Origin of the sequence: Burkholderia metallica (assembly GCF_902832845.1) — a bacterium.
GTDB classification, from domain to species: domain Bacteria; phylum Pseudomonadota; class Gammaproteobacteria; order Burkholderiales; family Burkholderiaceae; genus Burkholderia; species Burkholderia metallica.
The window spans coordinates 180,273-206,607 of record NZ_CADFDB010000004.1 but is presented as its reverse complement, the minus strand read 5'-3'; the positions used below and the strand labels follow the sequence as shown (position 1 = coordinate 206,607).

22 protein-coding genes are annotated in these 26,335 nt (G+C 66.6%); 2 read left to right on the top strand and 20 right to left on the bottom strand.

The window, feature by feature from the left end; all coding sequences use genetic code 11:
• Window positions 1–77 precede the first annotated feature (77 nt).
• Complete coding sequence (locus HWX08_RS13775) at window positions 78–1,949, bottom strand: ABCB family ABC transporter ATP-binding protein/permease (protein WP_174921046.1); 1,872 nt, start codon at window positions 1,947–1,949, stop codon at window positions 78–80.
• Between the two features lie 174 nt (window positions 1,950–2,123).
• On the opposite strand from HWX08_RS13775, the gene HWX08_RS13770 reads away from it, so the two are divergent.
• On the top strand, window positions 2,124–2,519 hold the full coding sequence (locus tag HWX08_RS13770; RefSeq protein WP_059533053.1) for an acyl-CoA thioesterase: 396 nt from the start codon (window positions 2,124–2,126) through the stop codon (window positions 2,517–2,519).
• Window positions 2,520–2,565: 46 nt separating this feature from the next.
• Here the strand turns inward: HWX08_RS13770 and HWX08_RS13765 are convergent, their stop codons facing one another.
• A complete protein-coding gene (locus HWX08_RS13765) occupies window positions 2,566–3,048 on the bottom strand; it encodes a nitrate reductase associated protein (RefSeq protein ID WP_069257553.1) in 483 nt (160 codons plus the stop codon).
• 145 nt (window positions 3,049–3,193) lie between these two features.
• Here HWX08_RS13765 and fdhD point away from each other — a divergent pair, with 145 nt between their 5' ends.
• Window positions 3,194–4,009: a formate dehydrogenase accessory sulfurtransferase FdhD gene (gene fdhD, locus HWX08_RS13760; protein ID WP_174921045.1), complete on the top strand. Its 816-nt coding sequence runs from the start codon at window positions 3,194–3,196 to the stop codon at window positions 4,007–4,009.
• A gap of 51 nt (window positions 4,010–4,060) precedes the next feature.
• Here the strand turns inward: fdhD and HWX08_RS13755 are convergent, their stop codons facing one another.
• From HWX08_RS13755 to HWX08_RS13670, 18 genes are all read right to left on the bottom strand, one after another.
• Window positions 4,061–4,828, bottom strand: a complete 768-nt coding sequence (locus HWX08_RS13755) for an enoyl-CoA hydratase (RefSeq protein ID WP_174921044.1) — start codon at window positions 4,826–4,828, stop codon at window positions 4,061–4,063.
• A gap of 92 nt (window positions 4,829–4,920) precedes the next feature.
• Window positions 4,921–6,120 carry an acetyl-CoA C-acyltransferase gene (locus HWX08_RS13750; RefSeq protein WP_069257555.1) on the bottom strand — a complete coding sequence of 400 codons (1,200 nt, stop codon included), beginning with the start codon at window positions 6,118–6,120 and terminating at the stop codon, window positions 4,921–4,923.
• Window positions 6,121–6,147: 27 nt separating this feature from the next.
• Window positions 6,148–8,583 (bottom strand): 3-hydroxyacyl-CoA dehydrogenase/enoyl-CoA hydratase family protein, encoded by a 2,436-nt coding sequence (locus HWX08_RS13745; RefSeq protein WP_174921043.1) that lies wholly within the window; start codon window positions 8,581–8,583, stop codon window positions 6,148–6,150.
• A gap of 113 nt (window positions 8,584–8,696) precedes the next feature.
• On the bottom strand, window positions 8,697–10,484 hold the full coding sequence (locus HWX08_RS13740; protein ID WP_069257557.1) for an acyl-CoA dehydrogenase C-terminal domain-containing protein: 1,788 nt from the start codon (window positions 10,482–10,484) through the stop codon (window positions 8,697–8,699).
• A gap of 58 nt (window positions 10,485–10,542) precedes the next feature.
• Entirely contained in the window at window positions 10,543–11,142 is a 600-nt protein-coding gene (locus HWX08_RS13735; RefSeq protein ID WP_069257558.1) for a TetR/AcrR family transcriptional regulator, read from the bottom strand.
• Between the two features lie 200 nt (window positions 11,143–11,342).
• Window positions 11,343–12,617 (bottom strand): cardiolipin synthase ClsB, encoded by a 1,275-nt coding sequence (gene clsB, locus HWX08_RS13730; RefSeq protein ID WP_174921042.1) that lies wholly within the window; start codon window positions 12,615–12,617, stop codon window positions 11,343–11,345.
• Window positions 12,614–13,108 carry a dihydroneopterin triphosphate diphosphatase gene (gene nudB / locus HWX08_RS13725; protein ID WP_069258069.1) on the bottom strand — a complete coding sequence of 165 codons (495 nt, stop codon included), beginning with the start codon at window positions 13,106–13,108 and terminating at the stop codon, window positions 12,614–12,616. The genes clsB and nudB overlap by 4 nt, the downstream gene beginning before the upstream one ends.
• A gap of 159 nt (window positions 13,109–13,267) precedes the next feature.
• A complete protein-coding gene (aspS, locus tag HWX08_RS13720; protein ID WP_069257560.1) occupies window positions 13,268–15,070 on the bottom strand; it encodes an aspartate--tRNA ligase in 1,803 nt (600 codons plus the stop codon).
• Between the two features lie 67 nt (window positions 15,071–15,137).
• Window positions 15,138–15,788, bottom strand: coding sequence for a DUF502 domain-containing protein (locus HWX08_RS13715; RefSeq protein ID WP_069257561.1), 651 nt, complete (start codon window positions 15,786–15,788; stop codon window positions 15,138–15,140).
• A gap of 61 nt (window positions 15,789–15,849) precedes the next feature.
• A complete protein-coding gene (locus tag HWX08_RS13710; RefSeq protein ID WP_174921041.1) occupies window positions 15,850–16,191 on the bottom strand; it encodes an FmdB family zinc ribbon protein in 342 nt (113 codons plus the stop codon).
• A 95-nt stretch (window positions 16,192–16,286) separates the two neighbouring features.
• Window positions 16,287–16,913 carry a class I SAM-dependent methyltransferase gene (locus tag HWX08_RS13705; protein ID WP_174921040.1) on the bottom strand — a complete coding sequence of 209 codons (627 nt, stop codon included), beginning with the start codon at window positions 16,911–16,913 and terminating at the stop codon, window positions 16,287–16,289.
• A gap of 17 nt (window positions 16,914–16,930) precedes the next feature.
• The gene (gene ubiB / locus HWX08_RS13700) at window positions 16,931–18,508 is read right to left on the bottom strand and encodes a ubiquinone biosynthesis regulatory protein kinase UbiB (protein WP_069257563.1); all 1,578 of its coding nucleotides are present in this window, start codon (window positions 18,506–18,508) and stop codon (window positions 16,931–16,933) included.
• A gap of 12 nt (window positions 18,509–18,520) precedes the next feature.
• On the bottom strand, window positions 18,521–19,147 hold the full coding sequence (locus HWX08_RS13695; protein WP_174921039.1) for a ubiquinone biosynthesis accessory factor UbiJ: 627 nt from the start codon (window positions 19,145–19,147) through the stop codon (window positions 18,521–18,523).
• Window positions 19,148–19,311: 164 nt separating this feature from the next.
• Window positions 19,312–20,340: a Tim44 domain-containing protein gene (locus HWX08_RS13690; protein WP_069257565.1), complete on the bottom strand. Its 1,029-nt coding sequence runs from the start codon at window positions 20,338–20,340 to the stop codon at window positions 19,312–19,314.
• 41 nt (window positions 20,341–20,381) lie between these two features.
• Window positions 20,382–21,113, bottom strand: coding sequence for a bifunctional demethylmenaquinone methyltransferase/2-methoxy-6-polyprenyl-1,4-benzoquinol methylase UbiE (ubiE, locus tag HWX08_RS13685; protein WP_069257566.1), 732 nt, complete (start codon window positions 21,111–21,113; stop codon window positions 20,382–20,384).
• 52 nt (window positions 21,114–21,165) lie between these two features.
• Window positions 21,166–21,579: a gamma-butyrobetaine hydroxylase family protein gene (locus HWX08_RS13680; protein WP_069257567.1), complete on the bottom strand. Its 414-nt coding sequence runs from the start codon at window positions 21,577–21,579 to the stop codon at window positions 21,166–21,168.
• On the bottom strand, window positions 21,576–22,019 hold the full coding sequence (locus HWX08_RS13675; protein ID WP_069257568.1) for an HIT family protein: 444 nt from the start codon (window positions 22,017–22,019) through the stop codon (window positions 21,576–21,578). Before HWX08_RS13675 ends, HWX08_RS13680 begins: the two co-directional genes overlap by 4 nt.
• An 84-nt stretch (window positions 22,020–22,103) precedes the next feature.
• Complete coding sequence (locus HWX08_RS13670; RefSeq protein WP_174921038.1) at window positions 22,104–26,129, bottom strand: DUF3683 domain-containing protein; 4,026 nt, start codon at window positions 26,127–26,129, stop codon at window positions 22,104–22,106.
• Window positions 26,130–26,335: the final 206 nt, after the last annotated feature.

Genomic DNA, 26,335 nt, shown 5'->3' with positions numbered 1-26,335 from the left:
GCACCCGCCGGACCATCCTGCCGGCCCGACTCCCGCGCATCGAATACGTCCCTTTCCGCCGCGCACCGCACCGCCGCTTACGCGGCCTCGGCCTCTTCCCCGCCGGCCGCCGCGCGCTGTTGCTGCAGCGCCCACATCTGCGCATACAGGCCGTCCGCGCGCACGAGTTCATCGTGCGTGCCGCGCTCGACGATCCGCCCGTGGTCCATCACCAGAATCTGCTGCGCGTGCACGACCGTCGACAGCCGGTGCGCGATCACGAGCGTCGTGCGATGCCGCGCGATCTGGTCGAGTTCGTGCTGGATCGCGCGCTCCGAGCGCGAATCGAGCGCCGACGTCGCCTCGTCGAACAGCAGCACCGGCGGATCCTTCAGCAGCGTGCGCGCGATCGCGACGCGCTGCTTCTCGCCGCCCGACAGCTTCAGCCCGCGCTCGCCGACCGGCGTGTCGTACCCCTTCGGCAAGCTCTCGATGAAATCGTGGATGTGCGCGGCGCGCGCGGCCGCGATCACCTCGTCGCGGGTCGCGCTCGGCCGGCCGTACGCGATGTTGTAGTAGATCGAGTCGTTGAACAGCACGGTGTCCTGCGGCACGATCCCGATCGATGCGCGCAGCGAATCCTGCGTGACGTCGCGGATGTCCTGGCCGTCGATCCGGATCGCGCCGCCCGCCTGCCGGTCAAGGTCGTAGAAGCGGAACAGCAGGCGCGACAGCGTCGACTTCCCGGAGCCGCTGTGGCCGACCACCGCGGTCGTCGTGCCGGCTTCGATCGTAAACGACACGTCGTGCAGGATCGGCCGTGCCGGTTCGTACGCGAAATTCACGTGCTCGAAACGCACCTGCGCACCGGCGACCGCGAGCGGCCGCGCATCGGGCAGGTCGGCCACTTCCTTCGCGGCCGACAGCAGCCCGAACATCCGGTCCATGTCGGTGAGGCTCTGCTTCAGCTCGCGGTACACCACGCCGAGGAAGTTCAGCGGAATGTACAGCTGCAGCATGAACGTGTTGATCAGCACCAGATCGCCGAGCGTCAGCTTGCCCGCGAGCACGCCCTGCGTCGCGCGCCACAGGATGAACACGAGCCCGGTGCCGATGATCGCCTGCTGGCCGAAGTTCAGCACCGACAGCGAATTCTGCGAACGGATCGCGGCCTTCCGGTAGCGCTTCAGGTTCTCGTCGTAGCGCTGCGCCTCCCACTCCTCGTTGCCGAAATACTTGACCGTCTCGTAGTTGATCAGCGAATCGATCGCCCGCGAATTGGCGCGCGAATCAAGTTCGTTCATCGTGCGGCGGAAATGCGTGCGCCAGTTGGTGACCTTCACCGTGAACACGATGTACGTGACCAGCGCCGCGAACGTCACGTACGCGTAATAGGCCTCGTACTTGACCACGAAGAAGCCGAGCACGAGCCCGACCTCGACGAGCGTCGGCAGGATGCTGTACAGCGAATACGAAATCAGCTGCTGGATGCCGCGCGTACCGCGCTCGATGTCGCGCGACATGCCGCCCGTCTGGCGTTCGAGATGGAACCGCAGCGACAGCCCGTGCAGATGGCGGAACACCTGCAGCGCGAGCTGGCGCACCGCGCTCTCGGTGACCTTCGAAAACAGGATCTCGCGCAGCTCGGTGAACAGGGAAGTGGACAGCCGCACGAGCGCATACGCGACCACCAGCAGCCCCACGCCGCCCGCGAGCACGATGCCGGCCGACTGTTCGGCGCGGCCCAGCGCGGTGATCTGCTGGACGTAGGACAGGTGGTCGACGATGCGCTTCATCACGACCGGCACGCCCAGGTTCGCGACCTTCGCGCCGATCAGGCAGGCGAGCGCGAGCCCGACGCGCCATTTGTAGGTGGTCAGGTACGGCAGCAGCGACCGGATGGTCTGCCAGTCGTTGCGGGGCCCGGTCGGAGCCGGCGCGGGCTCGCCGGAAGCAGGAAATCGGCGCATGGGGGGAAGGATCGACGGCTGTGCCGGGCGCGTGCATCGGCGGCCGGCTCGCTCACTTTCTCGTACAATTTGCGAACGTTGTATTGTCGCAGAAGCCGCCTCGCGCCGCTGCCGGCGCCCTCGCCGGCCGCCTGCGCGCGGCGGCGCATTTATTACAGGATGAAAGCCCCCGCCATGACCGATTCGACCCTCGAACTTCCGCAAAAGCAGCCCGCGCTGCGCGTCGTCCCGCAACCGCACGACGCGAACGTCCACGGCGACGTGTTCGGCGGCTGGATCATGTCGCAGGTCGACATCGCCGGCTCGATCCCCGCGAGCCAGCGCGCGAACGGCCGCGTCGCGACGGTCGCGGTCAACTCGTTCGTGTTCAAGCAGCCGGTGTTCGTCGGCGATCTGCTGAGCTTCTATGCGACCATCACGCGCACCGGCAACACGTCGATCACGGTCGACGTCGAGGTATACGCACAGCGCATGCGCCTGATGGGCGAAGTCGTGAAGGTCACCGAAGCGACGCTCACCTACGTCGCGACCGGCCCGGACCGCAAGCCGCGGCAACTGCCGCCGCTCTGACGGGCGCGCGCCGCGCAGCGGCGCCCGCTACCTGCCCGCGACCACGTCAGTGCGTGGCCGTCAGCCCGAACTCCCGCATCGCGGGCACGAAATCGTGGTTCAGCGTCGGCTTGCGCGACAGCTTCACCAGCACGTAGCGCTGGAACGGCGCGAGCCGCTGCCACTGCGCGAGTGCGGGCGCCGTCAGCCCGGCCAGCGCGCTCTGCTGCACGAGCGACTCCGGCACGACGTCGGTCGCGCGCCAGGTCGGCTGGTCGTCCGGCTGGAACCACGTGGGTTCCAGATCCGCGTGCGTGCGCAGCATTTCGAACAGCGCGTGATCGAAGTTGGGTTCGATCGCGGTGTCGTCGTCGGCCGGAAAGCGCGCGAGCAGCTTGCGGTCCTCGAGCGGCAGCAACTGCCATTGCTCGAGCGAGATCCGCAGGCCGAAACGGTCCAGATTGAAGCGCACGATCATCGGGATGTACGTGAAGTTTTCCGACGAATCGTGTTCGAAGGCGAATAGCAGTGGAGCGTCGCTGAGTCCCATGATCGTTACCTGACGTGGCGGGTGCCGGCGCGGCCGGCTTGCCTGGGGTATTTTAGAACCTCTGCGCGCGGGCGGCGGATACGATTGCCGCCGCCCGCGCGCCGAATCAACGGGAGTGCTCGTGAATCCGACCGAATCCGGCGCCATGCGCGACGACGAACCGCGCGGCGCGATCGAACTGTCCGTGCGCCGCACGCGCGGCGGCGCCGTCGAAAACGCCCACGACTACGTGGGCCAGGAATGGCCCGTCGCGCTCGTCTTCAACGGCATCTCGCATGCGGTGATGATGTGTACGCCGTGCGACCTCGAAGCGTTCGCGGTCGGTTTCGCGATCTCGGAAGGGATCGTCGCGCGCGGCAGCGACATCAAGGACATCGACGTGATCCTGCACGCCAACGCGCCGCTGCCGCACGCCGAGGTGCACCTGGAGGTCGTCCAGCAGGCGTTCGCCGCGCTGAAGGAGCGGCGCCGCGCGCTCGCCGGACGCACCGGCTGCGGCGTCTGCGGGATCGAAAGCATCGACCTGCTCGACCTCGCGCCCGAACGCGTGCCCGATACGGGCTTTCTCGCGCGCCTCGCGCCCGACGCACTCGCGCGCGCCGCGCACGAGCTGCCCGCGCATCAGGCGCTCACGCAACTGACCGGCGGCCTGCATGCCGCCGCGTGGTGCGACGCAACAGGGGCGATCCGGATCGCGTTCGAGGACGTCGGCCGCCACAACGCACTCGACAAGCTGATCGGCTCGCTCGTGCTGTCGCGCGCCGATACCACCGACGGCTTCGTGTTCCTGTCGAGCCGCGCGAGCTACGAGCTCGTGCGCAAGGCGGCACGGGTCGGCATCCCGCTGGTCGCGACGATCTCCGCGCCGTCGTCGCTCGCGATCGAGATCGCGAAAGCGGCCGGCCTGCGGCTCGTCAGTTTCTGCCGCGCCACCGGCCACGTCGACTACGGCACGGCCTGACCGCGCGCGCGGATGCGCGCCGGCGGTGCGCTGCCAGCGCGCACGACTTCGTCAGTCGAACTGACGGAAATCCGGCTTGCGCTTCTCGAAGAACGCCGTCATCGCCTCGCGCGCTTCCGGCGCGCGCAGCATCGCCGAGAAGTGCGCCGCCTCCTCGGCCATCCGCGCGGCGGTAGCCACGCCGCCGGTATCCTTCAGCAGCGCCTTCGTCACGCGCAGCGATGCCGCCGGCAGCGCCGCGAGCTTCGCCGCCTGCTTCGCCGCGAACGCATCGAGCTCGGCCACCGGCAGCACGCGGTTGACGATGCCGATCCGGTGCGCTTCCAGCGCATCGAACGCCTCGCCGAGCAACAGCTTCTCGGCCGCGATCTGATGGCCGGCCAGGCGCGGCAGCAGCACGCTCGATGCGGCTTCCGGGCACAGCCCGAGCTGCGTGAACGGCAGCGAGAACGACGCGGTATCGGCCGCGTAGACCAGATCGCAATGCAGCAGCATCGTCACGCCGACGCCGACCGCCAGGCCCGGCACCGCGGCCACGATCGGCTTGCTCGCGCTGCTGATCCGCGCCAGAAACTGGAACACCGGCGCCGTGTCGTCCTTCGGCGGCGACTTCAGGAAATCCTCGAGATCGTTCCCCGACGTGAAGTTGCCTTCGCCACCGCGCAGCAGGATCGCGCGAATCGCATTGTCTTCCTGGGCTTCGGCGAGGGCGTCCGCCATCGTCTGGTACATCGCCGCCGTCAGCGCGTTCTTCTTCGCCGGGCGCGCGATCGTGATCGTCATCACGCCGTCGGCGCGTTCCACTTGAATTTCGGCCACAACCGTCTCCTTTGACTTTCCTCTATCGGAATGAAAAAACGGTGCGCGAGCTCGTGGCCCGCGCACCGTCGTCGCTTTTCGTGCCGCTCCGCTTACAGGCGTTCGATGATGCCCGCGGCGCCCATGCCGGTGCCGACGCACATCGTGACCATCCCGTACTTCAGGTTGCGGCGGCGCAGGCCGTGCACGACGGTCGCCGCGCGGATCGCGCCGGTCGCGCCGAGCGGGTGGCCCAGTGCGATCGCGCCGCCCAGCGGGTTGACCTTCGACGGGTCGAGGCCGAGGTCGCGCATCACCGCCAGCGATTGCGCGGCGAACGCTTCGTTCAGCTCGATCCAGTCGAGATCGTCCTGCTTGAGACCGGCGGCCTTCAACGCGGCCGGAATCGCTTCCTTCGGGCCGATGCCCATGATTTCCGGCGGCACGCCGCGCACCGCGAAGCTCACGAAGCGTGCGAGCGGCGTCAGGTTGAATTCCTTGAGCACCTTCTCCGACACGACGAGCAGCGCGCCCGCGCCGTCCGACGTCTGCGAGCTGTTGCCGGCCGTGACCGAGCCCTTGTTCGCGAACACCGTGCGCAGCTTCGCGAGGCCTTCGAGCGACGTATCCGCGCGCGGGCCTTCGTCGAGCTTGATCTCGCGCGTCTTCACGTCGACTTCGCCGGTCGCGAGATTCGGGAAACGCTCGGTGATCGTGTACGCGGCGATCTCGTCGTTGAATTCGCCGGCCTGCTGCGCGGCGAGCGCCTTGCGGTGCGACTCGACCGAGAACGCGTCCTGGTCTTCGCGGCTCACCTTCCACTGCTCGGCGACGCGTTCGGCGGTCAGGCCCATCCCGTACGCGATGCCGAAGTCTTCATTGCGATCGAAGATGTGCGGCGACATCGACGGCTTGTTGCCCATCATCGGCACCATGCTCATCGATTCGCAACCGCCCGCGAAGATCGCGTCCGATTCGCCGACGCGGATGCGGTCGGCCGCCATCGCGAGCGCGGTGATGCCCGACGCGCAGAAGCGGTTGACCGTCACGCCGCCGACCGTCTGCGGCAGGCCGGCGAGCAGCGCGCCCATGCGCGCGACGTTCAGGCCCTGTTCGGCTTCCGGAATCGCGCAGCCGATGATCGCGTCCTCGATCAGCTTCGTGTCAAAGCCGGGCACCTGCGCGACCGCCGACTTGAGCGCGTGGACCAGCAGCTCGTCCGGGCGCGTGTTCTTGAAGACACCGCGCGGGGCCTTGCCGATCGGCGTGCGGCTGGCGGCGACGATGTATGCGTCTTGCAATTGTTTGCTCATTTGAGACTCCTTGCCTTATCCGCTCGCTCAGTTACGCACCGGCTTGCCGGTCTGCAACATGCCCATGATCCGTTCCTGCGTCTTCTGCGTACCGAGCAGCTCGACGAATGCACGGCGCTCCAGCGCGAGCAGCCACTGCTCGTCGACGAGGCTGCCGGCTTCGACGTCGCCGCCGCACACGGCTTCGGCGATGCGGCTCGCGATCAGGTAGTCGTGGTCGCTGATGAAGCGGCCGTCACGCATGTTGACGAGCGATGCCTTGATCGTCGCGATGGCCGAGCGGCCTGCGACCGGCACGTCCTTCGCGCGCAGCGGTGCGCGGTAGCCGGCGGCGGCCAGTGCGCGCGCTTCCTTCTTCGCGGTGTCGAGCAGTTCGAACACGTTGAAGACGATCGTGTCGGACGGCTTCACGTAGCCCATCGCGCGGGCATCGTGCGCGGACGCCGATACCTTCGCCATCGCCGCGTTCTCGAACGACTTCGTGACGAACTTCAGGATGTCGGTGGTCGCGTTCGCGGCCGTTGCCGCCTCCGCTGCGCGCAGCGCCGCTTCCTTCAGGCCGCCGCCCGCCGGCACGAGGCCGACGCCCACTTCGACGAGACCGATGTAGCTCTCGACGTGCACGACGCGCTTCGCGCTGTGCAGCATCAGCTCGCACCCGCCGCCGAGCGCGATGCCCGACACGGCCGCCACCACCGGCACGTTCGCGTACTTCACGCGCAGCATGCCTTCCTGGAACTTCTTCACGAACGGCTCGATGCCCTTCGCGCCGCCCATCATGAACGCGGGCATCGCTTCCTCGAGGTTCGCACCGGCCGAGAACGGGCCGCCCGGCGTGCCGAGCTTCAGCGACGTCGGCTGCCAGATCACCACGCCCTTGTAGTCCTTCTCCGCGAGCTCGATCGCCTGCACGAGACCGTCGATCACGCTCGGTCCGATCGTGTTCATCTTCGACTTGAACGACACGATCACGACGTCGTCCTCGCCCGCACGGTCGTCGACCCATGCGCGCACCGCATCGGTCTCGAACAGCGTCTTGCCGTACGTCTTCGGATCGGCACCGGCTTCGCCGAGGAGCGGCGCGCGGAACACCTGCTTGTCGTAGACCGTGAGGTCCGAGCGCGGCACGAAGCGCTTCGCTGCCGGCGCCCACGAGCCTTCGGCCGTGTGCACGCCGCCCTTTTCGGCGACCGGGCCTTCGAGCACCCACGTCGGCAGCGGCACGTTCGCGAGCGCCTTGCCGGCCGCGATGTCTTCCTGCACCCACTCGGCGACCTGCTTCCAGCCGGCGGCCTGCCAGCCTTCGAACGGGCCTTCGTTCCAGCCGAAGCCCCAGCGGATCGCGAGGTCGACGTCGCGCGCGTTGTCGGCGATCGATTCGAGATGCACGCCGATGTAGTGGAACACGTCGCGGAAGATCGACCAGAGGAACTGCGCGTGCGGATGGTCCGTCTCGCGCAGCAGCTTCAGGCGTTCCGCCGGCGGGCGCTTCAGGATGCGGCCGACAGTTTCGTCCGCCTTCGCGCCCGAATCGACGTAGGTGCCCGTCTTCGCGTCGAGCACCTTGATCGCCTTGCCTTCCTTCTTGTAGAAGCCGCCACCCGTCTTCTGGCCGAGCGCGCCCTGCTTCACCAGTTCGGCGAGCACGGCAGGCGTCTGGTAGACCGGGAAGAACGGATCGTCGGCGAGGTTGTCCTGCATCGTCTTGATCACGTGCGCCATCGTGTCGAGGCCGACCACGTCCGCGGTGCGGAACGTCGCCGACTTCGCGCGGCCGAGGCGGCTGCCCGTCAGGTCGTCGACTTCGTCGAAGCGCAGGCCGAACTTCGCGGCCTCGGTGATCACCGCGAGGATCGAGAAGATGCCGACACGGTTCGCGATGAAGTTCGGCGTGTCCTTCGCGCGCACGACGCCCTTGCCGACGATGCTCGTCAGGAAGGTTTCGAGCTGGTCGAGAATCTCCGGGCGCGTATGCGCGGTCGGGATCAGTTCGACGAGGTGCATGTAGCGCGGCGGGTTGAAGAAGTGCACGCCGCAGAAGCGCGACTTCAGCTCGTCCGAGAAACCTTCGGACAGCTTCGTGATCGACAGGCCCGACGTGTTGGTCGCGAAGATCGCGTTCGGTGCGATGTGCGGCGCGACCTTCTTGTACAGGTCGTGCTTCCAGTCCATGCGCTCGGCGATCGCCTCGATCACGACGTCACATTCGGCCAGCTTCGCGATGTCGTCCTCGTAGTTCGCTGCTTCGAGGTACTTCGCGTCGTCCTTCACGCCGAACGGCGCGGGCGACAGCTTCTTCAGGTTCTCGATCGCCTTCAGCGCGATCGCATTTTTCGGGCCTTCCTTGGCCGGCAGGTCGAACAGCAGCACCGGCACGCGCGCGTTGATGAGGTGCGCGGCGATCTGCGCGCCCATCACGCCGGCGCCCAGCACGGCGACCTTGCGAATCAGGAAATTGCTCACGGGATGTCTCCGGATAGTGTCGTGCAGCGCGGGGAGTGAGGGCTGCACGGCGAAGTGAGTACCAGGAACCGTTGCGTTCGGGCGGCGCGCGCGGCGCGCCGCCCGAACTCGCGTCAGAACAGCGATTCGTCGACTTCCATCAGCGTCTTCGAACCGGCGCGCGCGGCGCGGATCGTCGACGCCGTCTCGGGCAGCAGGCGCGCGAAGTAGAAGCGGGCCGTCGCGAGCTTCGACTTGTAGAACGGATCGCCCGACGCTTCCTTGTCGAGTGCGAGACGCGCCATGCGCGCCCAGAAGTACGAGAACACCAGGTGGCCGACGGTGCGCAGGTACGGCACGGCGGCAGCGCCGACTTCGTCCGGGTTCTGCATCGCCTTCATGCCGATTTCCATCGTCAGCTTCTGCACCTTGTCGCCGATGTCGGCGAGCGGGTTGATGAACTCGGCCATTTCCGGCTTCACGCCTTCGGCTTCCGCGAATTCCGTCACGAGCTTGCCGAACTTCTTCAGCTTCGCGCCCATGTCGCCGAGCACCTTGCGGCCCAGCAGGTCGAGCGACTGGATCGAGTTCGTGCCTTCGTAGATCATGTTGATCCGCGCGTCGCGCACGTACTGCTCCATGCCCCACTCGGAGATGAAGCCGTGGCCGCCGTAGATCTGCATCGCGTGGTTGGTCGACTCGAACGCGTTGTCGGTCAGGAACGCCTTGATGATCGGCGTGAGCAGCGCGACGAGGTCGGCCGCTTCCTTGCGCACCGCTTCATCGCCGTGCGACAGTTCCTTGTCGATCTGCAGTGCCGACCAGTACGTGAAGGCGCGCGCGCCTTCCGCGTAGGCCTTCTGCGTGAGCAGCATGCGGCGCACGTCCGGGTGCACGATGATCGGGTCGGCCGGCTTGTCCGGTGCCTTCGGGCCCGTCAGCGAGCGCATCTGCAGGCGCTCCTTCGCATACGTGAGCGAGTTCTGGTACGCGACTTCCGTGAGGCCGAGGCCCTGCATGCCGACGCCGAGGCGCGCGGCATTCATCATCACGAACATCGCGTTCAAGCCCTTGTTCGGCTCGCCGACCATCCAGCCCTTCGCGCCGTCGAGGTTCATCACGCACGTCGAGTTGCCGTGGATGCCCATCTTGTGTTCGATCGAGCCGCACTTGATGCCGTTGCGCTCGCCCGGCTCGCCTGCCGCGTCGGGGATGAACTTCGGCACGATGAACAGCGAGATCCCCTTCGTGCCTTGCGGCGCGTCCGGCAGGCGCGCGAGCACGAGGTGGATGATGTTCTTCGACATGTCGTGCTCGCCGCTCGAGATGAAGATCTTCGTGCCGCTGATCGAGTACGAGCCGTCGCCGTTGGGTTCGGCCTTGGTGCGCAGGATGCCGAGGTCCGTGCCGCAGTGCGGCTCGGTCAGGCACATCGTGCCCGTCCATTCGCCCGTCACGAGCTTCGGCAGGTAGCGCTGCTGCAGTTCCGGCGCGCCGTGCGCGTGCAGGCATTCGTACGCGCCGTGCGACAGGCCCGGATACATCGTCCACGCCTGGTTCGCCGAGTTCAGCATTTCGTAGAGCGCGTTGTTCACGAACGCGGGCAGCCCCTGGCCGCCGTACTCCGGATCGCAGCCGAGCGCCGGCCAGCCGGCCTCGACGTACTGCTGGTAGGCTTCCTTGAAGCCGGTCGGGGTCTTCACGACGCCGTCGCCTTCATACGTGCAGCCTTCGCGGTCGCCGACCTGGTTCAGCGGGAACAGTACCTCGGAGCAGAACTTGCCCGCTTCCTCGAGGACCTGGTTGATCGTGTCGGCGTCGAGGTCCGCATGCTTGGGCATTTGCTTGACTTCGGCTTCGACGTTCAGAAGCTCGTGCAACACGAATTGCATGTCGCGCAGCGGCGCGGCGTACTGTCCCATGACTCTCTCCAAAGGTGGGCAAAACGGCTCGAGCTCCTGGCGGGCGGGTCACGCGCCGCTAACGGCTCTCGCTCTGATACGAAACAATCGTCTTTTCCAGCGCGGCCCACGTGAGGCGCACGGCGTCCGGCGAATGCAGGAAGCGGGCGTCGTGATGCAGGCCGAGCGTGAAGCTGTACAACTCGAAGAGCATCAGCTCCGGATCGGTATCCGCACGCAGATGGCCTTCTTCCTTCGCCTGCGAAATGGCACGCAGCATCGCGGCACGCCAGGCTGTCACGCTCGCGATCAACTGCTCGCGCACGGGGCTGTCGGGCCGGTCGTCGTACTCGACGGCACCGCTGATGTAGATGCATCCGGTCGTCACCTCCTGGATGCGCTTCTCCGTCCAGCGGGCCAGCATCGCCCGAAGGCGCGGCAAGCCACGCGGCTCGCGCAGGCTCGGAAAGAACACCTCGTTTTCGAAACGATGGTGATACTCGCGCACGACCTCCACCTGCAGGTCCTCACGCGATCCGAAGTGCGCGAACACACCGCTCTTGCTCATCTGCATGCGCTCGGCCAGCAGGCCGATCGTCAGCCCCTCCAGCCCGTCACGGCTGGCGAGGTCCAAAGCAGCTTCAAGTATCGCGGCACGCGTCTGTTCGCCTTTTCGCATAGCAATTTCTGTAACCGTTCGGGGGTTCGAATAAAATCGAACGGCCGTACTATTATTGAGTGCGGCCGCTCGCGAAACAAGGAAATTATTAGAAACCGGTGTCTAACCGAGCCGCTATTTTGCGCGATTCCGGCGGGACCGGAGCGGCTTTTCCGCACGAACGTGCGGGCAGATTTTTGAAGCGAGCGCTTAAGTATTCGTCAGTCGTAACCGCCGACCGTCAGCGCCTTCATCACGACACGATACGCCGTATACGCGAGCCAGTTCAGCATGCGCTCGATGCGCGGGCGCGCGGCGAATCGTGCGGGATCGATTTCCCGACCGTCGGCGAACGCGGCCGTGATCGCATCGCGCAGTTCGTTCGTTACGGCATCGTAGCGCACCAGCACGACATTCGCCTCATTGTTCAGCATCAGGCTCAGCGCGTCCAGGTTCGACGAGCCGACCGTCGCCCAGTTGTCGTCGATCACGGCCACCTTGCCGTGCAGCATCGTCTTGTCGTATTCGGCGACGCGCACGCCCGCGCGCAGCAGCGCGTGATAGAGGAACGGCACGGCCGTATCGAGCGACGCGAACTCGTTGCGGCCGATCAGGATCCGCACGTCGACGCCGCGCCGCGCGGCGCCCGTCAACGCGCGGCGCAGCTTGCGCCCCGGCATGAAGTAGGGGTTCGCGAGCAGGATCTGCTGGCGCGCCTGGCCGATCGCCGCGAGATACGCCTTCTCGATCGCGCGACGGTTCACGACGTTGTCGCGCGCGACGAACGCGACGCTCGGCTCCGTCACGACCCTGAGCGCGCCGGCCTTGATCCACCGGTGGCTGCGCATCCAGCGCCGGAACATCTCGGGAAACGCTTCGCCGCCTTGCAGCCCGGCCGCGTATTGCGCGTACGGCTTGTGGCCGAACATGATCCGGTGCCACTGCAGCTCGAGCGCGGCGCGCACGTCGGACACCGCGGGCCCCGCCATCTCGACCGCGAAATCCCAGCGCGGAAACGGCAGCGTCGCGCCGTTCTGCGCGTAGTCGTCGACGATGTTGATGCCGCCGCAGAACGCGACCGCGCGATCGATCACCGCGAGCTTGCGATGCGTGCGCGAGAAGCCGAAGCGGCCGAACAGGAAGCGGTTGTAGATGCAGTGCTCGACGCCGGCGTCGGCCCACGTGTCGAACAGCGGCAGGCGCGCGGTGCCGATGCCGTCGGTGATCACGCGCACGCGCACACCGCGCTGCGCCGCGCGGATCAGCGCGTCCGACACCGGGCGGCCGGCCGCGTCGTCGCAGAAGATGTAGGTTTCGAGCATCACCTGCTCGCTAGCTGCGTCGATCCGCTCGATCAGCGCCTGGAAGAATTCGCCGCCGGTCTCGCACAGCCGCACGGTGTTGCCCGACGTGAACGCGAGCCGCGACGCGGAACCGCGTTCCTGCAGGAACATCTGCCGCAATTGCGCGAAACGCTTGCGGGCTTCCGCCGTCATGCGGACGAGCCGTGCGGCGTGCGCGACAGGGCGACGCGCGCGGGCAGCTGCAGGATCGCCTCGGCGTTCGACGGCGAGAAGCAGCGCGCGGCCGCCTCGCGGAACGGCAGCCATGCGTAGTCGACGTGTTCGCGCGGCGACAGCGTCACGTCGACGCGATGCGGCACGCACAGGCCGAACCAGTGCTCGACGTTGCGCGTGACGCCCGGTGCATAGCGATGCAGGTATTGCGGATAGATCGTGTATTCGATCCGGTGGCGCCAGTCGACGAGCGCGCTGGCCGGTACGTCCGGCGTGCCGACGGCGATGCCGGTTTCCTCGACCACTTCGCGCGCGGCGGTGAGCGCGAGCGGCTCGTCGAGCGCGTCCTTCGAGCCGGTCACCGATTGCCAGAAATCGGGCTGGTCGGCACGCTTGATCACGAGCACATCGAGGTCCGGCGTGTAGATCACGACGAGAACGGATTCGGGGATTTTCGGCGGCTTCGTCATCTTCATTTCATGCAGCACGGGGCCGCGCGCCGGGCAAATGCTCCGAACGGGCGGCAAGTGCTGCGACTGTACCGCAAAAAACGAAAAAGGCGCATCGCTGCGCCTTTTTCAAGTGTGTCGTGTGCGCATGAACGCACACACGACCGGGTACGAAACGCGTTACGCCTTCGGCTGTTCCGGCTGACGCAGACGGATGTGCAGTTCGCGCAGTTGGCGCTCGTCGACCGGGCTCGGCGCCTGCGTGAGCAGGTCCTGCGCGCGCTGGGTCTTCGGGAACGCGATCACGTCGCGGATCGAATCGGCGCCGGCCATCATCGTGACGATGCGGTCGAGACCGAATGCGATACCGCCGTGCGGCGGCGCGCCGTACTGCAGCGCGTCCAGCAGGAAGCCGAACTTCAGCTGCGCTTCTTCCGCACCGATCTTCAGCGCGCGGAACACCTTGCTCTGTACGTCCTCGCGGTGGATACGCACCGAGCCGCCGCCGATTTCCCAGCCGTTCAGCACCATGTCGTACGCCTTCGCGAGACAGCGGCCCGGATCGGTCTCGAGGTACTCGAGGTGCTCGTCCTTCGGGCTCGTGAACGGGTGGTGCGCCGCGACGTAGCGCGCATCTTCGTCGTCGTATTCGAACATCGGGAAGTCGACGACCCACAGCGGCTTCCAGCCGGCCTGGACGAGACCGTTCGCCTTGCCGAATTCCGAATGACCGATCTTCAGGCGCAGCGCGCCGAGGCTGTCGTTGACGACCTTCGCGCGATCGGCCGCGAAGAAGATGATGTCGCCGTCTTCGGCGCCGGTGCGCTCGAGGATCGCCGCGATCGATGCGTCGTGCAGGTTCTTGACGATCGGGCTTTGCAGGCCGTCACGGCCCTTCGCCTTCTCGTTGACCTTGATCCATGCGAGGCCCTTCGCACCGTAGATGCGCACGAATTCGGTATAGCCGTCGATGTCGCCGCGCGACAGCTCGCCGCCCTTCGGCACGCGCAGCGCCGCGACACGGCCGTCCTTCGCGTTGGCCGGCGTGCTGAACACCTTGAAGTCGACGTCCTTCATCGCGTCGGTCAGCTCGGTGAATTCGAGCTGCACGCGCAGGTCCGGCTTGTCCGAACCGAAACGCGCCATCGCTTCCGAGTACGGCATCACCGGGAATTTCGCGTCGAGCTCGACGTCGATCGTCGTCTTGAAGATGTGACGGATCATGTCTTCGAACAGGTCACGGATTTCCTGCTCGCCGAGGAACGACGTCTCGCAGTCGATCTGCGTGAATTCCGGCTGACGGTCCGCACGGAGATCTTCGTCGCGGAAGCACTTGGTGATCTGGTAGTAACGGTCGAAGTTCGCGACCATCAGCAACTGCTTGAACAGCTGCGGCGACTGCGGCAGCGCGAAGAACTGGCCCGCGTTCACGCGCGACGGCACGAGGTAGTCGCGCGCGCCTTCCGGCGTGCTCTTCGTCAGCATCGGCGTTTCGATGTCGATGAAGCCCTGCTCGTCGAGGTATTTGCGCGCTTCGATCGCGACGCGGTAGCGCAGGCGCAGGTTGTGCTGCATCTGCGGGCGGCGCAGGTCGAGCACGCGGTGCGTGAGGCGCGTCGTTTCCGACAGGTTGTCGTCGTCGAGCTGGAACGGCGGCGTGACCGACGCGTTCAGCACGTTCAGTTCGTGGCACAGCACTTCGATCTTGCCGCTCTTCAGGCCGGCGTTGACCGTGCCTTCCGGACGGTTGCGCACGAGGCCCTTGATCTGCACGCAGAACTCGTTGCGCACGCCTTCGGCGGTCGCGAACATTTCCGCGCGATCCGGGTCGCACACCACTTGCACGAGGCCTTCACGATCGCGCAGGTCGATGAAGATCACACCGCCGTGATCGCGGCGGCGCTGCACCCAGCCGCACAGCGACACGGTTTGGCCCAGCAGGTGTTCGGTCACGAGACCGCAGTATTCAGTACGCATCGACATGATGTTTGCTTTCGTTCGGTTTGATCAACGGGCGCCGCAACGCGCGGCCCGGGCGATGATTCTTTACTTACAGCGGCGGCTCGACGGGGTGGCGTGCGGGCGCCGGAACCGGCGCCGGGGGCGCCACCACGCCCATCGAGACGATGTACTTGAGCGCGGCATCGACCGACATGTCGAGTTCGATGACTTCGCTCTTGGGCAGCATCAGGAAGAAGCCCGACGTCGGGTTCGGCGTCGTCGGGATATAGACGCTCACGTATTCTTCCGTCAGATGATTGAGCACGTCGCCGCCCGGCGTGCCGGTCAGAAACGCGATCGTATACGAGCCACGGCGCGGGTATTCGATCAGCAGCGCCTTGCGGAATGCGTTGCCGCTGCTCGACAGCAGCGTGTCCGACACCTGCTTGACGCTCGTGTAGATCGGCCCGACCACCGGGATGTGACGCACCACGGCGTTCCACCACGTGACGAGCTTCTGGCCGATGAAGTTCTGCGTGGCCAGCCCGACGACGAAGATGAACGCGAGCGTCAGCACCGCGCCGATCCCGGGCAGATGGAAACCGAGCATCCGCTCGGGCTGCCACGATTCGGGCAGCAGCAGCAGCGTCTGATCCATCGTGCCGATGATGAGGCCGAGCACCCACAGCGTGATCGCGAGCGGGACGAGAACCAGCAGGCCGGTCAGAAACACCGATTTCAGGGTCGTCTTTTTCATCATCTGCCGTCCATGAACCGCGCCGGCGGCGCGGGTTGGTCGCAGCCCGGCCGGGCCGCGACGGTCAACTGCTCGACGCGGGCGCGGCAGCCGGGGCCGGCGCGGCGCTCGTCGTCGTGCTTGCGGAACTGCTCTCTGCAGCCGGCGCGGCCGCGGCAGGCGCGGCTTCCGCCGGTGCGGCCGGCGCTGCGTCGCCCGTCGCCGGCGCGCTGGTGCCGCCCGAGCCGCCGCGGAAATCGGTGACATACCACCCCGAGCCCTTCAGCTGGAAGCCCGCGGCCGTGACCTGCTTGCGAAATGCATCCTTCCCGCATTCCGGGCACTGCGACAGCGGCGCGTCGCTCATCTTCTGGAGCACATCCTTCGCGAAGCCACACGCTTCGCATCGATAGGCGTAGATCGGCATGATATTTTTCCCACGAAAACTGGAAACGGCTTGCAAAACCTTGAATTATAGCCGAAACCCCGCCGCGCTCAGGCAATGGCCGAGACGCCCGCGCATCAGCGGCGGCGCCACGTGAGCCAGCGCTCGTGTCCGTCGAAAACGGGCAGCGAATCGGTCACGGGCATATCCTCGATCAGTTCGAAGTGCGGCGCGAGCAGCGCGTCGAGTTCGGCGCGCTCGATTCCGAACGGCGGCCCCTTCGGTTTCGACGTCAGGAAGAAATAGCCGGCGAGCAATCCGTCCGTGGGCAGCAGCTCGGCCATGCGGGCCGCGTAGCCGGCGCGCATCGCAGGCGGCAGCGCGCACAGAAACGCGCGCTCGTACACCCACTGCACGTCGAACGGCGGCCGGTACGTAAAGAAATCGGCCTGCTCGACGACGCCCGCATGCACGCCGAGCTGCGCCTTCGCGGCAGCCACCGCCTGCGCGGCGAAATCGATCGCGCGCACGGGCCAGCCGGCTTCGGCCAGCCACCCGGCCTCCCGGGCGCTGCCGCAGCCTGGAATCAGCACCGCGCACGGCTCGAGCCGATGCGCGAACCCGCGAAAACCGTCGGGCACGCCGCCGAATTCCCACGGCGTCACGCCGCGCTCGAAACGCTCGTCCCAGAACGACGCGTTGCCGGGATCGCGTGTCGCGAAATCGGCGGCGGCCGTCGTGGCGGGTTGCTTCGGATCGGACATCGCGCTGCTCCTTTCGGTCATGCGCCGTACGCGAGCGCGAGCAGCACGCGCGCGACGAGCGCCCCGACGCCGACCGCGAGGCCGAAGATCAGCAGCGCCTGCATCAGCCGGTTCGTCCGCTTCTGCTCGACGAGAATCTGGCGCATCAGCTCCTCGCTCGCGGCGCGCGGCGCGTCATGCCGCGCGGCCATCGCGTGATGGATCAGGCGCGGCAGTTGCGGCAGCGTCTTGCTCCACTGCGGCGCCTCGACCTTGAAGCGCTCGTACCAGCCGCGCAGGCCGATCTGTTCGGTCATCCAGCGCTCGAGGTACGGCTTCGCGGTCTTCCACAGGTCGAGTTCGGGGTCGAGCGAGCGGCCGAGCCCCTCGACGTTCAGCATCGTCTTCTGCAGCAGCACGAGCTGCGGCTGGATCTCGACGTTGAAGCGGCGCGACGTCGAAAACAGGCGCATCAGTACCTGGCCGAGCGAGATGTCTTTCAGCGCACGGTCGAAGTAAGGCTCGCATACCGCGCGGATCGCGCTTTCGAGCTCCTCGACGCGCGTTTCGGGCGGCACCCAGCCCGATTCGAGATGGAGCGTCGCGACGCGGTGGTAATCGCGCTTGAAGAAAGCGAGGAAGTTCTGCGCGAGGTAGTTCTTGTCGAAATCGGACAGCGCGCCGACGATCCCGAAATCGAGCGCGACGTAGCGACCGAACGTGTTCGGGTCGAGGCTCACCTGGATGTTGCCCGGGTGCATGTCCGCGTGGAAGAACCCGTCGCGGAACACCTGCGTGAAGAAGATCTCGACCCCTTCGCGTGCGAGCTTCTTGATGTCGACGCCGGCCGAACGCAGCGTCTCGACCTGGCTGATCGGCACGCCGGTCATGCGCTCCATCACCAGCACCTGAGACGTCGAGAAATCCCAGAACATCTCGGGCACGAGCAGCAGGTCGAGGCCCGCGAAATTACGGCGCAGCTGGCTGCCGTTCGCGGCCTCGCGCATCAGGTCGAGCTCGTCGTGCAGGTACTTGTCGAATTCGGCGACGACCTCGCGCGGCTTCAGGCGCCGGCCGTCGGCCCACATGCGCTCGGTCCAGATCGCGATGTCGCGCATCAGCGCGAGGTCGGAATCGATCACGGACAGCATGTTCGGGCGCAGCACCTTGACGGCGACGGCCTTGCCCGCGTGCTGGCCCTGCTTCAGCTTCGCGAAATGCACCTGGGCGATCGACGCGCTCGCGACCGGCTCGCGCTCGAATTCGTCGAACAGCTCGTCGACCGGCGCACCGAGCGACTTCTCGATGATCCCGATCGCGACCGCCGAATCGAACGGCGGCACCTGGTCCTGCAGCTTCGCGAGCTCGTTCGCGAAATCGACCGACAGCAGGTCGCGGCGCGTCGACAGCACCTGGCCGAACTTCACGAAGATCGGGCCGAGGCTTTCGAGCGCGTGGCGCAGCCGGACGGCGGGCGGATCGGAATAGCGGCGGCCGATCGTCGTGATCCGCAGCAACAGCTTCACGCGCCGGTCGTCGATCCGGGACAGCATCACTTCGTCGAGACCAAAGCGGATGACGGTGTAGACAATCTTGATGAAACGGAAAATGCGCATGCCCTGCGGCCCTCAGTGCGCGCCGCGCGGGCCGGAGCCCGTGCGCGCGCCGATTTTTTGTTCGAGTCGCTCGACCCGCTTTTCGACCCGCGCGAGCGCATCGCGTGCGCGCGCCAGTTCGGCGTCGAAGCCGCCGAGCGACGCGCGCCGGACGACTTGCGGATTCTCGTCGAGCCAGTATTCGGCGACGGCATCGAGCACGTTGCGGCCGGTGCGGCGCGCGCGCGCGCCGGCGTCGCGCACGACCGTCGCGATCCGGTATGCGGCCGCGTCGCCGACCAGCTTCGCGAGATCTTCCTCCGGCTCCCAGCGCAGGTGCTCGGCCAGCTTCGCGATCTGCGTCGCGAACTCCGCGTCGCCCTCGATCTTCACGTGCTTCATCACGGCCGCCTGGCCGCCCTGCAGGAACGCGGCGACCGTGTCGCCAGCCAGCGCGATCGACACGTCGACCTGTTGCGCGTCGTGCGCTTCGACGGCCGACAGATAGCCGTCGGGCTGCACGAGCAGCGTGAGCGAAACGGGAGGCACGTCGATCCGGGCGGTCTTGCCCGCATACGGAATCAGGCGGTCGCGCGCCCACGATTCGCGGGCGAGCAAGTGATTGACGGCAGCAGCAAAAGGCTTGGCGGCAAAGGTCATCGGGCTGGGAAAGAAAAAACCCGCGCAGGCCGGGCGCCCACGCGGGTTTCTATTGTAACGTCGGATCGTCGGCAGACCGTGCCTCACCGCACACCCGGGCGGCAAGCGGTCGCAGTGCGGCGGCCGTCGCCCGGGTGCCCGGCGGCGCGGGCCGCCGGTCACGCTCAGTGCGTGTTGATCTGCTGGATGCCCGCGAGCAGCCAGCCCTGACCGCCCGACTTCGACAGGTTCCACACCTCGTCGAACGGCGCGGCCGACGCGCTCGCCGATTCGCGGATCAGGCCGTGGAAGCGCACGCTCGCCGACTGCTCGATGCCGCGATCCTCGATCGCGACCAGCTCCGCGTCGAGCTGCACGACGTCGGTCTGGTTCGCCTCGTTGCCGCGCGAATCGAGGTCGATCTTGATCTCGGCGAACATTTCAGGCGTCGTGAACTCGCGGATGTCGGCCAGGTTGCCCTGGTCCCACGCGGCCTGCAGCCGCACGAAATAGACCTTCGAGCTGCGCAGGAACGCTTCGGTGTCGAAACCGGCCGGCACCTGGAGCGGCGCTGCCGCCGCAGTCGCTGCCGCGCCCGTTGCGCCGCCGTCGAATACGCGTTGCGCTTCGTTCGCGTAGCTGCTGCCGCTACCCGCATAGTTGCTGCCGGTGTTGCCCTGCTGGAACGACGGGCTTTGCGAGTAGCCGCCCGACGACGACGCGGAGCCGCCAACCGAATATGCCGGCTCCTGCGGACGACGGCGGTTCATGAACTTGCGGATCAGCCAGATGCCGACCATCGCGAGCAGCGCGATCACGATGACGTTCGCCATCATGCTCGCGAATGCACCGCCCAGGCCGAAATGCGACAGCAGCGCCGCGATGCCGAGACCGGCGGCCAGGCCGGCGATCGGCCCGAGCCAGCGCGAGCGGTTGGGCTGCGCGGCCGGTGCGGGCGCGGCCGGATTCGCACGCTGCGCTTGCGACGGTGCAGCCTGCTGCATCGGCTGCTGCGCGGGCGGCGTGGCCTGGCGCTGCGTGACGCTGGAATTCTGGCGGCCGATGCTGCGCCCGCCGCCCATGCGCTTGGCTTCGGCGTCGAGCGATGCGAACGTGCCGGCCGTGAGCAGGCCGACCATCAGCAGCGTGCCGACCCGTCGAGCCCACGGCTTCGACGGCTTGCTACGGTTGAACAACGAACGCGATTCGGACATCAGCTTCTCCGGATGTAAGACAAATGTAGGGGAGGAGCCCCTTAATACTTGGCTCCCATGTGTAAAGCTACCACGCCACCTGACAAATTGTAATATTTCACCGCATCGAGACCCGCTTGTTCCATCATCGTCTTCAGCGTGTCCTGATCGGGATGCATCCGGATAGATTCCGCAAGATACCGGTAACTTTCGGCATCTTTCGCGAACTTGCTGCCAAGCCACGGTAATACTTTGAAAGAATACAGGTCGTACGCTTTTTTCAGCGGATCCCAGACTTTCGAGAATTCCAGCACCATCACGCGGCCGCCGGGCTTCGTCACGCGGCGCATCTCGGCCAGCGCGGCGTCCTTGTGCGTCATGTTGCGCAACCCGAATGCGACGGTGACCACGTCGAAGTAGTTGTCCGGAAAGGGAATTTTCTCCGCGTCGCACAGCAGCGACGGCGTCACGATGCCCTTGTCGAGCAGCCGGTCGCGGCCGACGCGCAGCATCGATTCGTTGATGTCCGTGTGCCAGACCTCGCCCGTCGGCCCGGCCGCCTTCGCGAACGACTTCGTCAGGTCGCCGGTGCCGGCCGCGAGATCGAGCACCTTGAAGCCGGGGCGCACGTTCGCCTGCGCGATCGTGAACGCCTTCCACGCGCGGTGCATGCCCGCCGACATCAGGTCGTTCATCAGATCGTAGTTGCTCGCGACCGAATGGAACACACCCGCCACTTTCTTCGCTTTTTCGTTTTCCTCGACGCTTTCGAAGCCGAAGTGGGTTTTGCTCATCGCGTTGATCCTCAGTAAATGGCAAGACGGCGCCGAGCGGGCGCCGTCGATTTCAGTGGCAGTGGCCGTGCGACGCGTTCGCCGCCGGCATCGGCGCGTCGCGCTCGACGCCCGCCGCCTTCAGTTTGTCGAAATAGTCGCGCCACAGCGCGTCCTGCTGCGTGGCCATCTCGTACAGCAGGTCCCATGAGTAGATGCCGGTCGAATGGCCATCGGAAAACGTCGGCTGCAGCGCGTAGTTGCCGACGCCCTCGAGCGCGGTGATCGTCACGTCGCGCTTGCCCGTCTGCAGCGTCTCCTGGCCGGGCCCGTGGCCGCGCACCTCGGCCGACGGCGAATAGACGCGCATCAGCTCGAACGGAATCCGGTAGCTGTCGCCGTTCGGGTACTGCAATTCGAGCACGCGCGATACCGCGTGCACGACGACGCCGGACGGAATCGGCGTCGTGGAAGTCAAACCGCTCATGGCTGCCTCGAATCGTTCATGCGTTGAATTTCCTCGCGAACCGCATTGTGCAGCAGCGAGGCCTGCGCGGCGCGCGTGCGCAAGAGCGCCTCGGACACGCCGCGCTGGCGCGGCGCCCACACCGGCTGCGGGAAATGGGCGTCGTTCGAGAAGCGCGGAATCACGTGCCAGTGCACGTGCGGCACCATGTTGCCGAGGCTCGCGAGATTCACCTTGTTCGGCTGCATCACGCGGCGCACGGCCCGCTCGACCGCGTAGACCACGCGCATCAGATGCGCCCGCTCGGGCTCGCCGAGATCGGAGAATTCGGCCACGTGCGCGCCCCAGATCACCCGGCAGAAACCCGGGTACTCGTGCTCGCCCGTCGCGAGGACGACACGCAGCGCATCGTCCCGCCAGAGCACATCGCCGCCGTCTTCACGGCAAAACACGCATTCCATCGTCGCTCCCATGTGGACGGGCGCCGGCATTGCCGCGCCGGCGCCCGCTCGTCCCGGCCCGGTCGGGCGGTCGTCATGTCCGCATTAGACCAGTACGCGCTCGATCCCGCCATTGTTCGCACGTGCGACATAATCGGCCATCCAGTTCTCGCCGAGCACCTGGCGCGCGATTTCGACCACGATGTAGTCGGCTTCGAGGTTCGCATCCTCGCTGTAGCGCGACAGGCCCTGCAGGCACGACGGGCAGCTCGTCAGGATCTTCACGTCCGGGCCGTTCGCGGTCGCGGCCGCCGGCGCCGGCGCGCGGCCGGCCACGACCGGGATGCTGCGCAGCTTCGCGGCACCCTTGCGGATTTCCTCTTCCTTGCGGAAGCGGACCTGCGTCGACACGTCCGGGCGCGTGACCGCGAGCGTGCCCGATTCGCCGCAGCAGCGGTCGTTCTTCTCGATCCGGTAGCCGTCCTTTTCCGTGCCCATCAGCTCGTTGACGAGCTTCACCGGGTCCATTGTCTTGATCGGCGTGTGGCACGGGTCGTGATACATGTAGCGCGTGCCCGACACGCCGTCGAGCTTCATCCCCTTCTCGAGCAGGAACTCGTGGATGTCGATGATCCGGCAGCCCGGGAAGATCTTGTCGAATTCGTAGCCGGCAAGCTGGTCGTAGCAGGTGCCGCACGACACGACCACCGTCTTGATGTCGAGGTAGTTCAGCGTGTTCGCGACCCGGTGGAACAGCACGCGGTTGTCGGTGACGATCTTCTCGGCCTTGTCGTACTGGCCCGAGCCGCGCTGCGGATAGCCGCAACACAGGTAGCCCGGCGGCAGCACGGTCTGCACGCCGGCTTCCCACAGCATCGCCTGCGTCGCGAGGCCGACCTGCGAGAACAGGCGCTCGGAGCCGCAGCCCGGGAAGTAGAACACCGCTTCCGAATCGACGGTCGTCGATTTCGGGTTGCGGATGATCGGCACGATCTTGTTGTCCTCGATGTCGAGCAGCGCGCGCGCCGTCTTTTTCGGCAGGTTGCCCGGCATCTTCTTGTTGACGAAGTGGATCACCTGCTCGACCACGGGCGGCTTGCCGGTGGTGGCGGGCGGGTGCTGCGTCTGCTTCGTCACGACCTTCTTCAGCATGTCGTTCGCGAAGCGCTGGACCTTGTAGCCGGCGCCCATCATCACGCTGCGCGCGATGTTGATCGTCTGCGGGTTGGTGGCATTCAGGAAGAACATGCCCGCCGCATTGCCGGCATTGAATTTCTTCTTGCCCATCTTGCGCAGCAGGTTGCGCATGTTCATCGTGACGTCGCCGAAGTCGATCTTCACCGGGCACGGCGTCGCGCACTTGTGGCACACCGTGCAGTGGTCGGCCACGTCGTTGAACTCGTCCCAGTGCTTGATCGACACGCCGCGGCGCGTCTGCTCTTCGTACAGGAACGCCTCGACCAGCAGCGAGGTCGCGAGGATCTTGTTGCGCGGGCTGTACAGCAGGTTCGCGCGCGGCACGTGGGTCGCGCACACCGGCTTGCACTTGCCGCAGCGCAGGCAGTCCTTCACCGAATCGGCGATCGCGCCGATGTCGGACTGCTTCATGATCAGCGACTCGTAGCCCATCAGCCCGAAGCTCGGCGTGTACGCGTTGCGCAGGTCGGCGCCTTCGAGCAGCTTGCCCTTGTTGAAACGGCCGTTCGGATCGACGCGCTGCTTGTACGCGCGGAATTCGGCGATCTCGTCGTCGGTCAGGAACTCGAGCTTCGTGATGCCGATGCCGTGCTCGCCGGAAATCACGCCGTCGAGCGAACGCGCGAGCGTCATGATGCGTGCGACCGCCGCGTGGGCGTCCTGCAGCATCTCGTAGTTGTCGGAGTTGACCGGCAGGTTGGTGTGGACGTTGCCGTCGCCCGCATGCATGTGCAGCGCGACGAACACGCGGCCGCGCAGCACGCGCTTGTGGATCGCCTGCGCTTCGTCGAGGATCTGCTTGAACGCGCCGCCGTTGAAGATCGCGCGCAGCTCCGCGCGGATCTCCTGCTTCCACGAGATGCGGACCGTGCGGTCCTGCGTGATATGGAACACGGTCGCGCCCGGCTGCTCGTCCGCGCGATCCGCGAATTTCTCGGCGAGCGCCTCGTAGCCGAGCTGCACGAGGTAGTGCTGCGCCTCGCGCAGCGGCTGGTCGAGCCGGTCGCGCACGAATTCCCAGCGCGCACGCACGCGCTTGAGCAGTTCCAGCGCCTGCTGGACACGGTCTTCCAGCAGTTCCGCGCTCGGGATCTCGTTCGCGTCGTCGGTCTTGCCGAGCGGCAGGTTGCCGCCGCGGAAGAACGTTTCGAGCGCGTCCACCAGTTGCAGCTTGTTCTTCAGCGACAGCTCGATGTTGATGCGCTCGATGCCGTCGGTGTACTCGCCCATCCGGTTCAGCGGGATCACGACGTCTTCGTTGATCTTGAACGCGTTCGTGTGCTTCGCGATCGCGGCCGTGCGGCTGCGGTCGAGCCAGAAGCGCTTGCGCGCCTCCGCGCTGACCGCGACGAAGCCTTCGCCGCTCTTGCCGTTCGCCATCCGGATCACTTCGGAAGTGGCGTGCGCGACCGCGTCGGCATCGTCGCCGACGATGTCGCCGATCAGCACCATCTTGGGAAATGCGTTGCGCTTGCTCTTGGTCGCGTAGCCGACCGCGCGCAGGTAGCGCTCGTCGAGGTGCTCGAGGCCCGCGAGGATCGCGCCGCCCTGCTTCGACGTTTCGAACAGGTAGTCCTTGATTTCGACGATGCTCGGGATCGCCTCGCGCGCCTGGCCGAAGAATTCGAGGCAGACGGTGCGCGTGTGCGCGGGCATCTTGTGCAGCACCCAGCGCGCGGACGTGATGAGCCCGTCGCAGCCTTCCTTCTGCACGCCCGGCAGGCCGGCGAGGAATTTGTCGGTCACGTCCTTGCCGAGCCCTTCCTTGCGGAACCGGCGCCCCTCGATCTCGAGCATCTCGCTCTTCAGCAGCTTCTCGCCCGGCGCATACGCACCGTCGAACCACTTCAGCTCGAAACGCGCGACCGCGATGTCGTGGATCTTGCCCTGGTTGTGCTCGTGGCGCGTGACTTCGAGCCAGTTGCCGTCCGGGTCGACCATCCGCCACCAGGCCAGGTTGTCGAGCGCGGTGCCCCACAGCACGGCTTTCTTGCCGCCCGCGTTCATCGCGACGTTGCCGCCGATGCACGACGCGTCGAGCGAGGTCGGATCGACCGCGAACACGTAGCCGGCCGCTTCCGCCGCTTCCGTCACGCGGCGCGTGACGACGCCCGCGCCGGAGAAGATCGTCGGCACCTTGTGCGCGACGCCCGGCAGTTCGGTCAGCTCGACCGCGCCGAGTTGCTCGAGCTTCTCGGTGTTGATCACCGCGGAGAATGGCGTGAGCGGCACCGCGCCACCCGTGTAGCCGGTGCCGCCGCCACGCGGAATCACGGTCAGGCCGAGTTCGAAGCAGGCCTTGATGAGGCCGGCGATCTCGGCTTCGCTATCGGGGGTCAGCACGACGAACGGGTATTCGACGCGCCAGTCGGTCGCATCGGTCACGTGCGACACGCGCGACAGCCCGTCGAAACGGATGTTGTCCTTCTGCGTGCAGCGGCCGAGCGCCTTGGTGGCGCGGCGGCGCAGGTCGGCCATCTTCTCGAATTCGTCCGCGAACTCGTTGACCGCACGCTGCGCGGCGGTTTCGAGCATCTCGACGCGCGACGCGCGTTCGCGGCCAGCGTCGTCGCGGTGCTCGGTGAGATCCGCGCTGCGGCGCTTGCCGATCTCGGTCAGGCGGTGGTTCAGCGCCTCGATCAGCAGCGCGCGGCGCTTCGGGTTGTCGAGCAGGTCGTCCTGCAGGTACGGATTGCGGCGCACGACCCAGATGTCGCCGAGCACTTCATACAGCATCCGCGCCGAGCGACCCGTCCGGCGTTCGGCGCGCAGTTCGTCGAGCACCGACCACGCCTCTTCGCCGAGCAGGCGGATCACGATCTCGCGATCCGAGAAAGACGTGTAGTTGTAGGGAATCTCGCGCAACCGGGGCGCGGGGTCGGCGGCGACGGCAGCGGCCGCGCCATTCGGATCGAAAACTTGTGGTGCGTTCATGTTCGGACGACTCGGAGGGCCGATACCCCGTGCACGGGCGTCGGCAAGCGCGTGGGCGCAATCTTGGGGAAATCTGTTCTGTTACCAGGCGCGCGACTGTCCTTCATGGGGCCGGAGCGGGCGTTGACTCGCCCCTCGTGGCCAGCGACAGGGCCTGGCGGCACTCGGAACCATCAGCACGATCGCGCGCGGCGCGCATGCCGCTC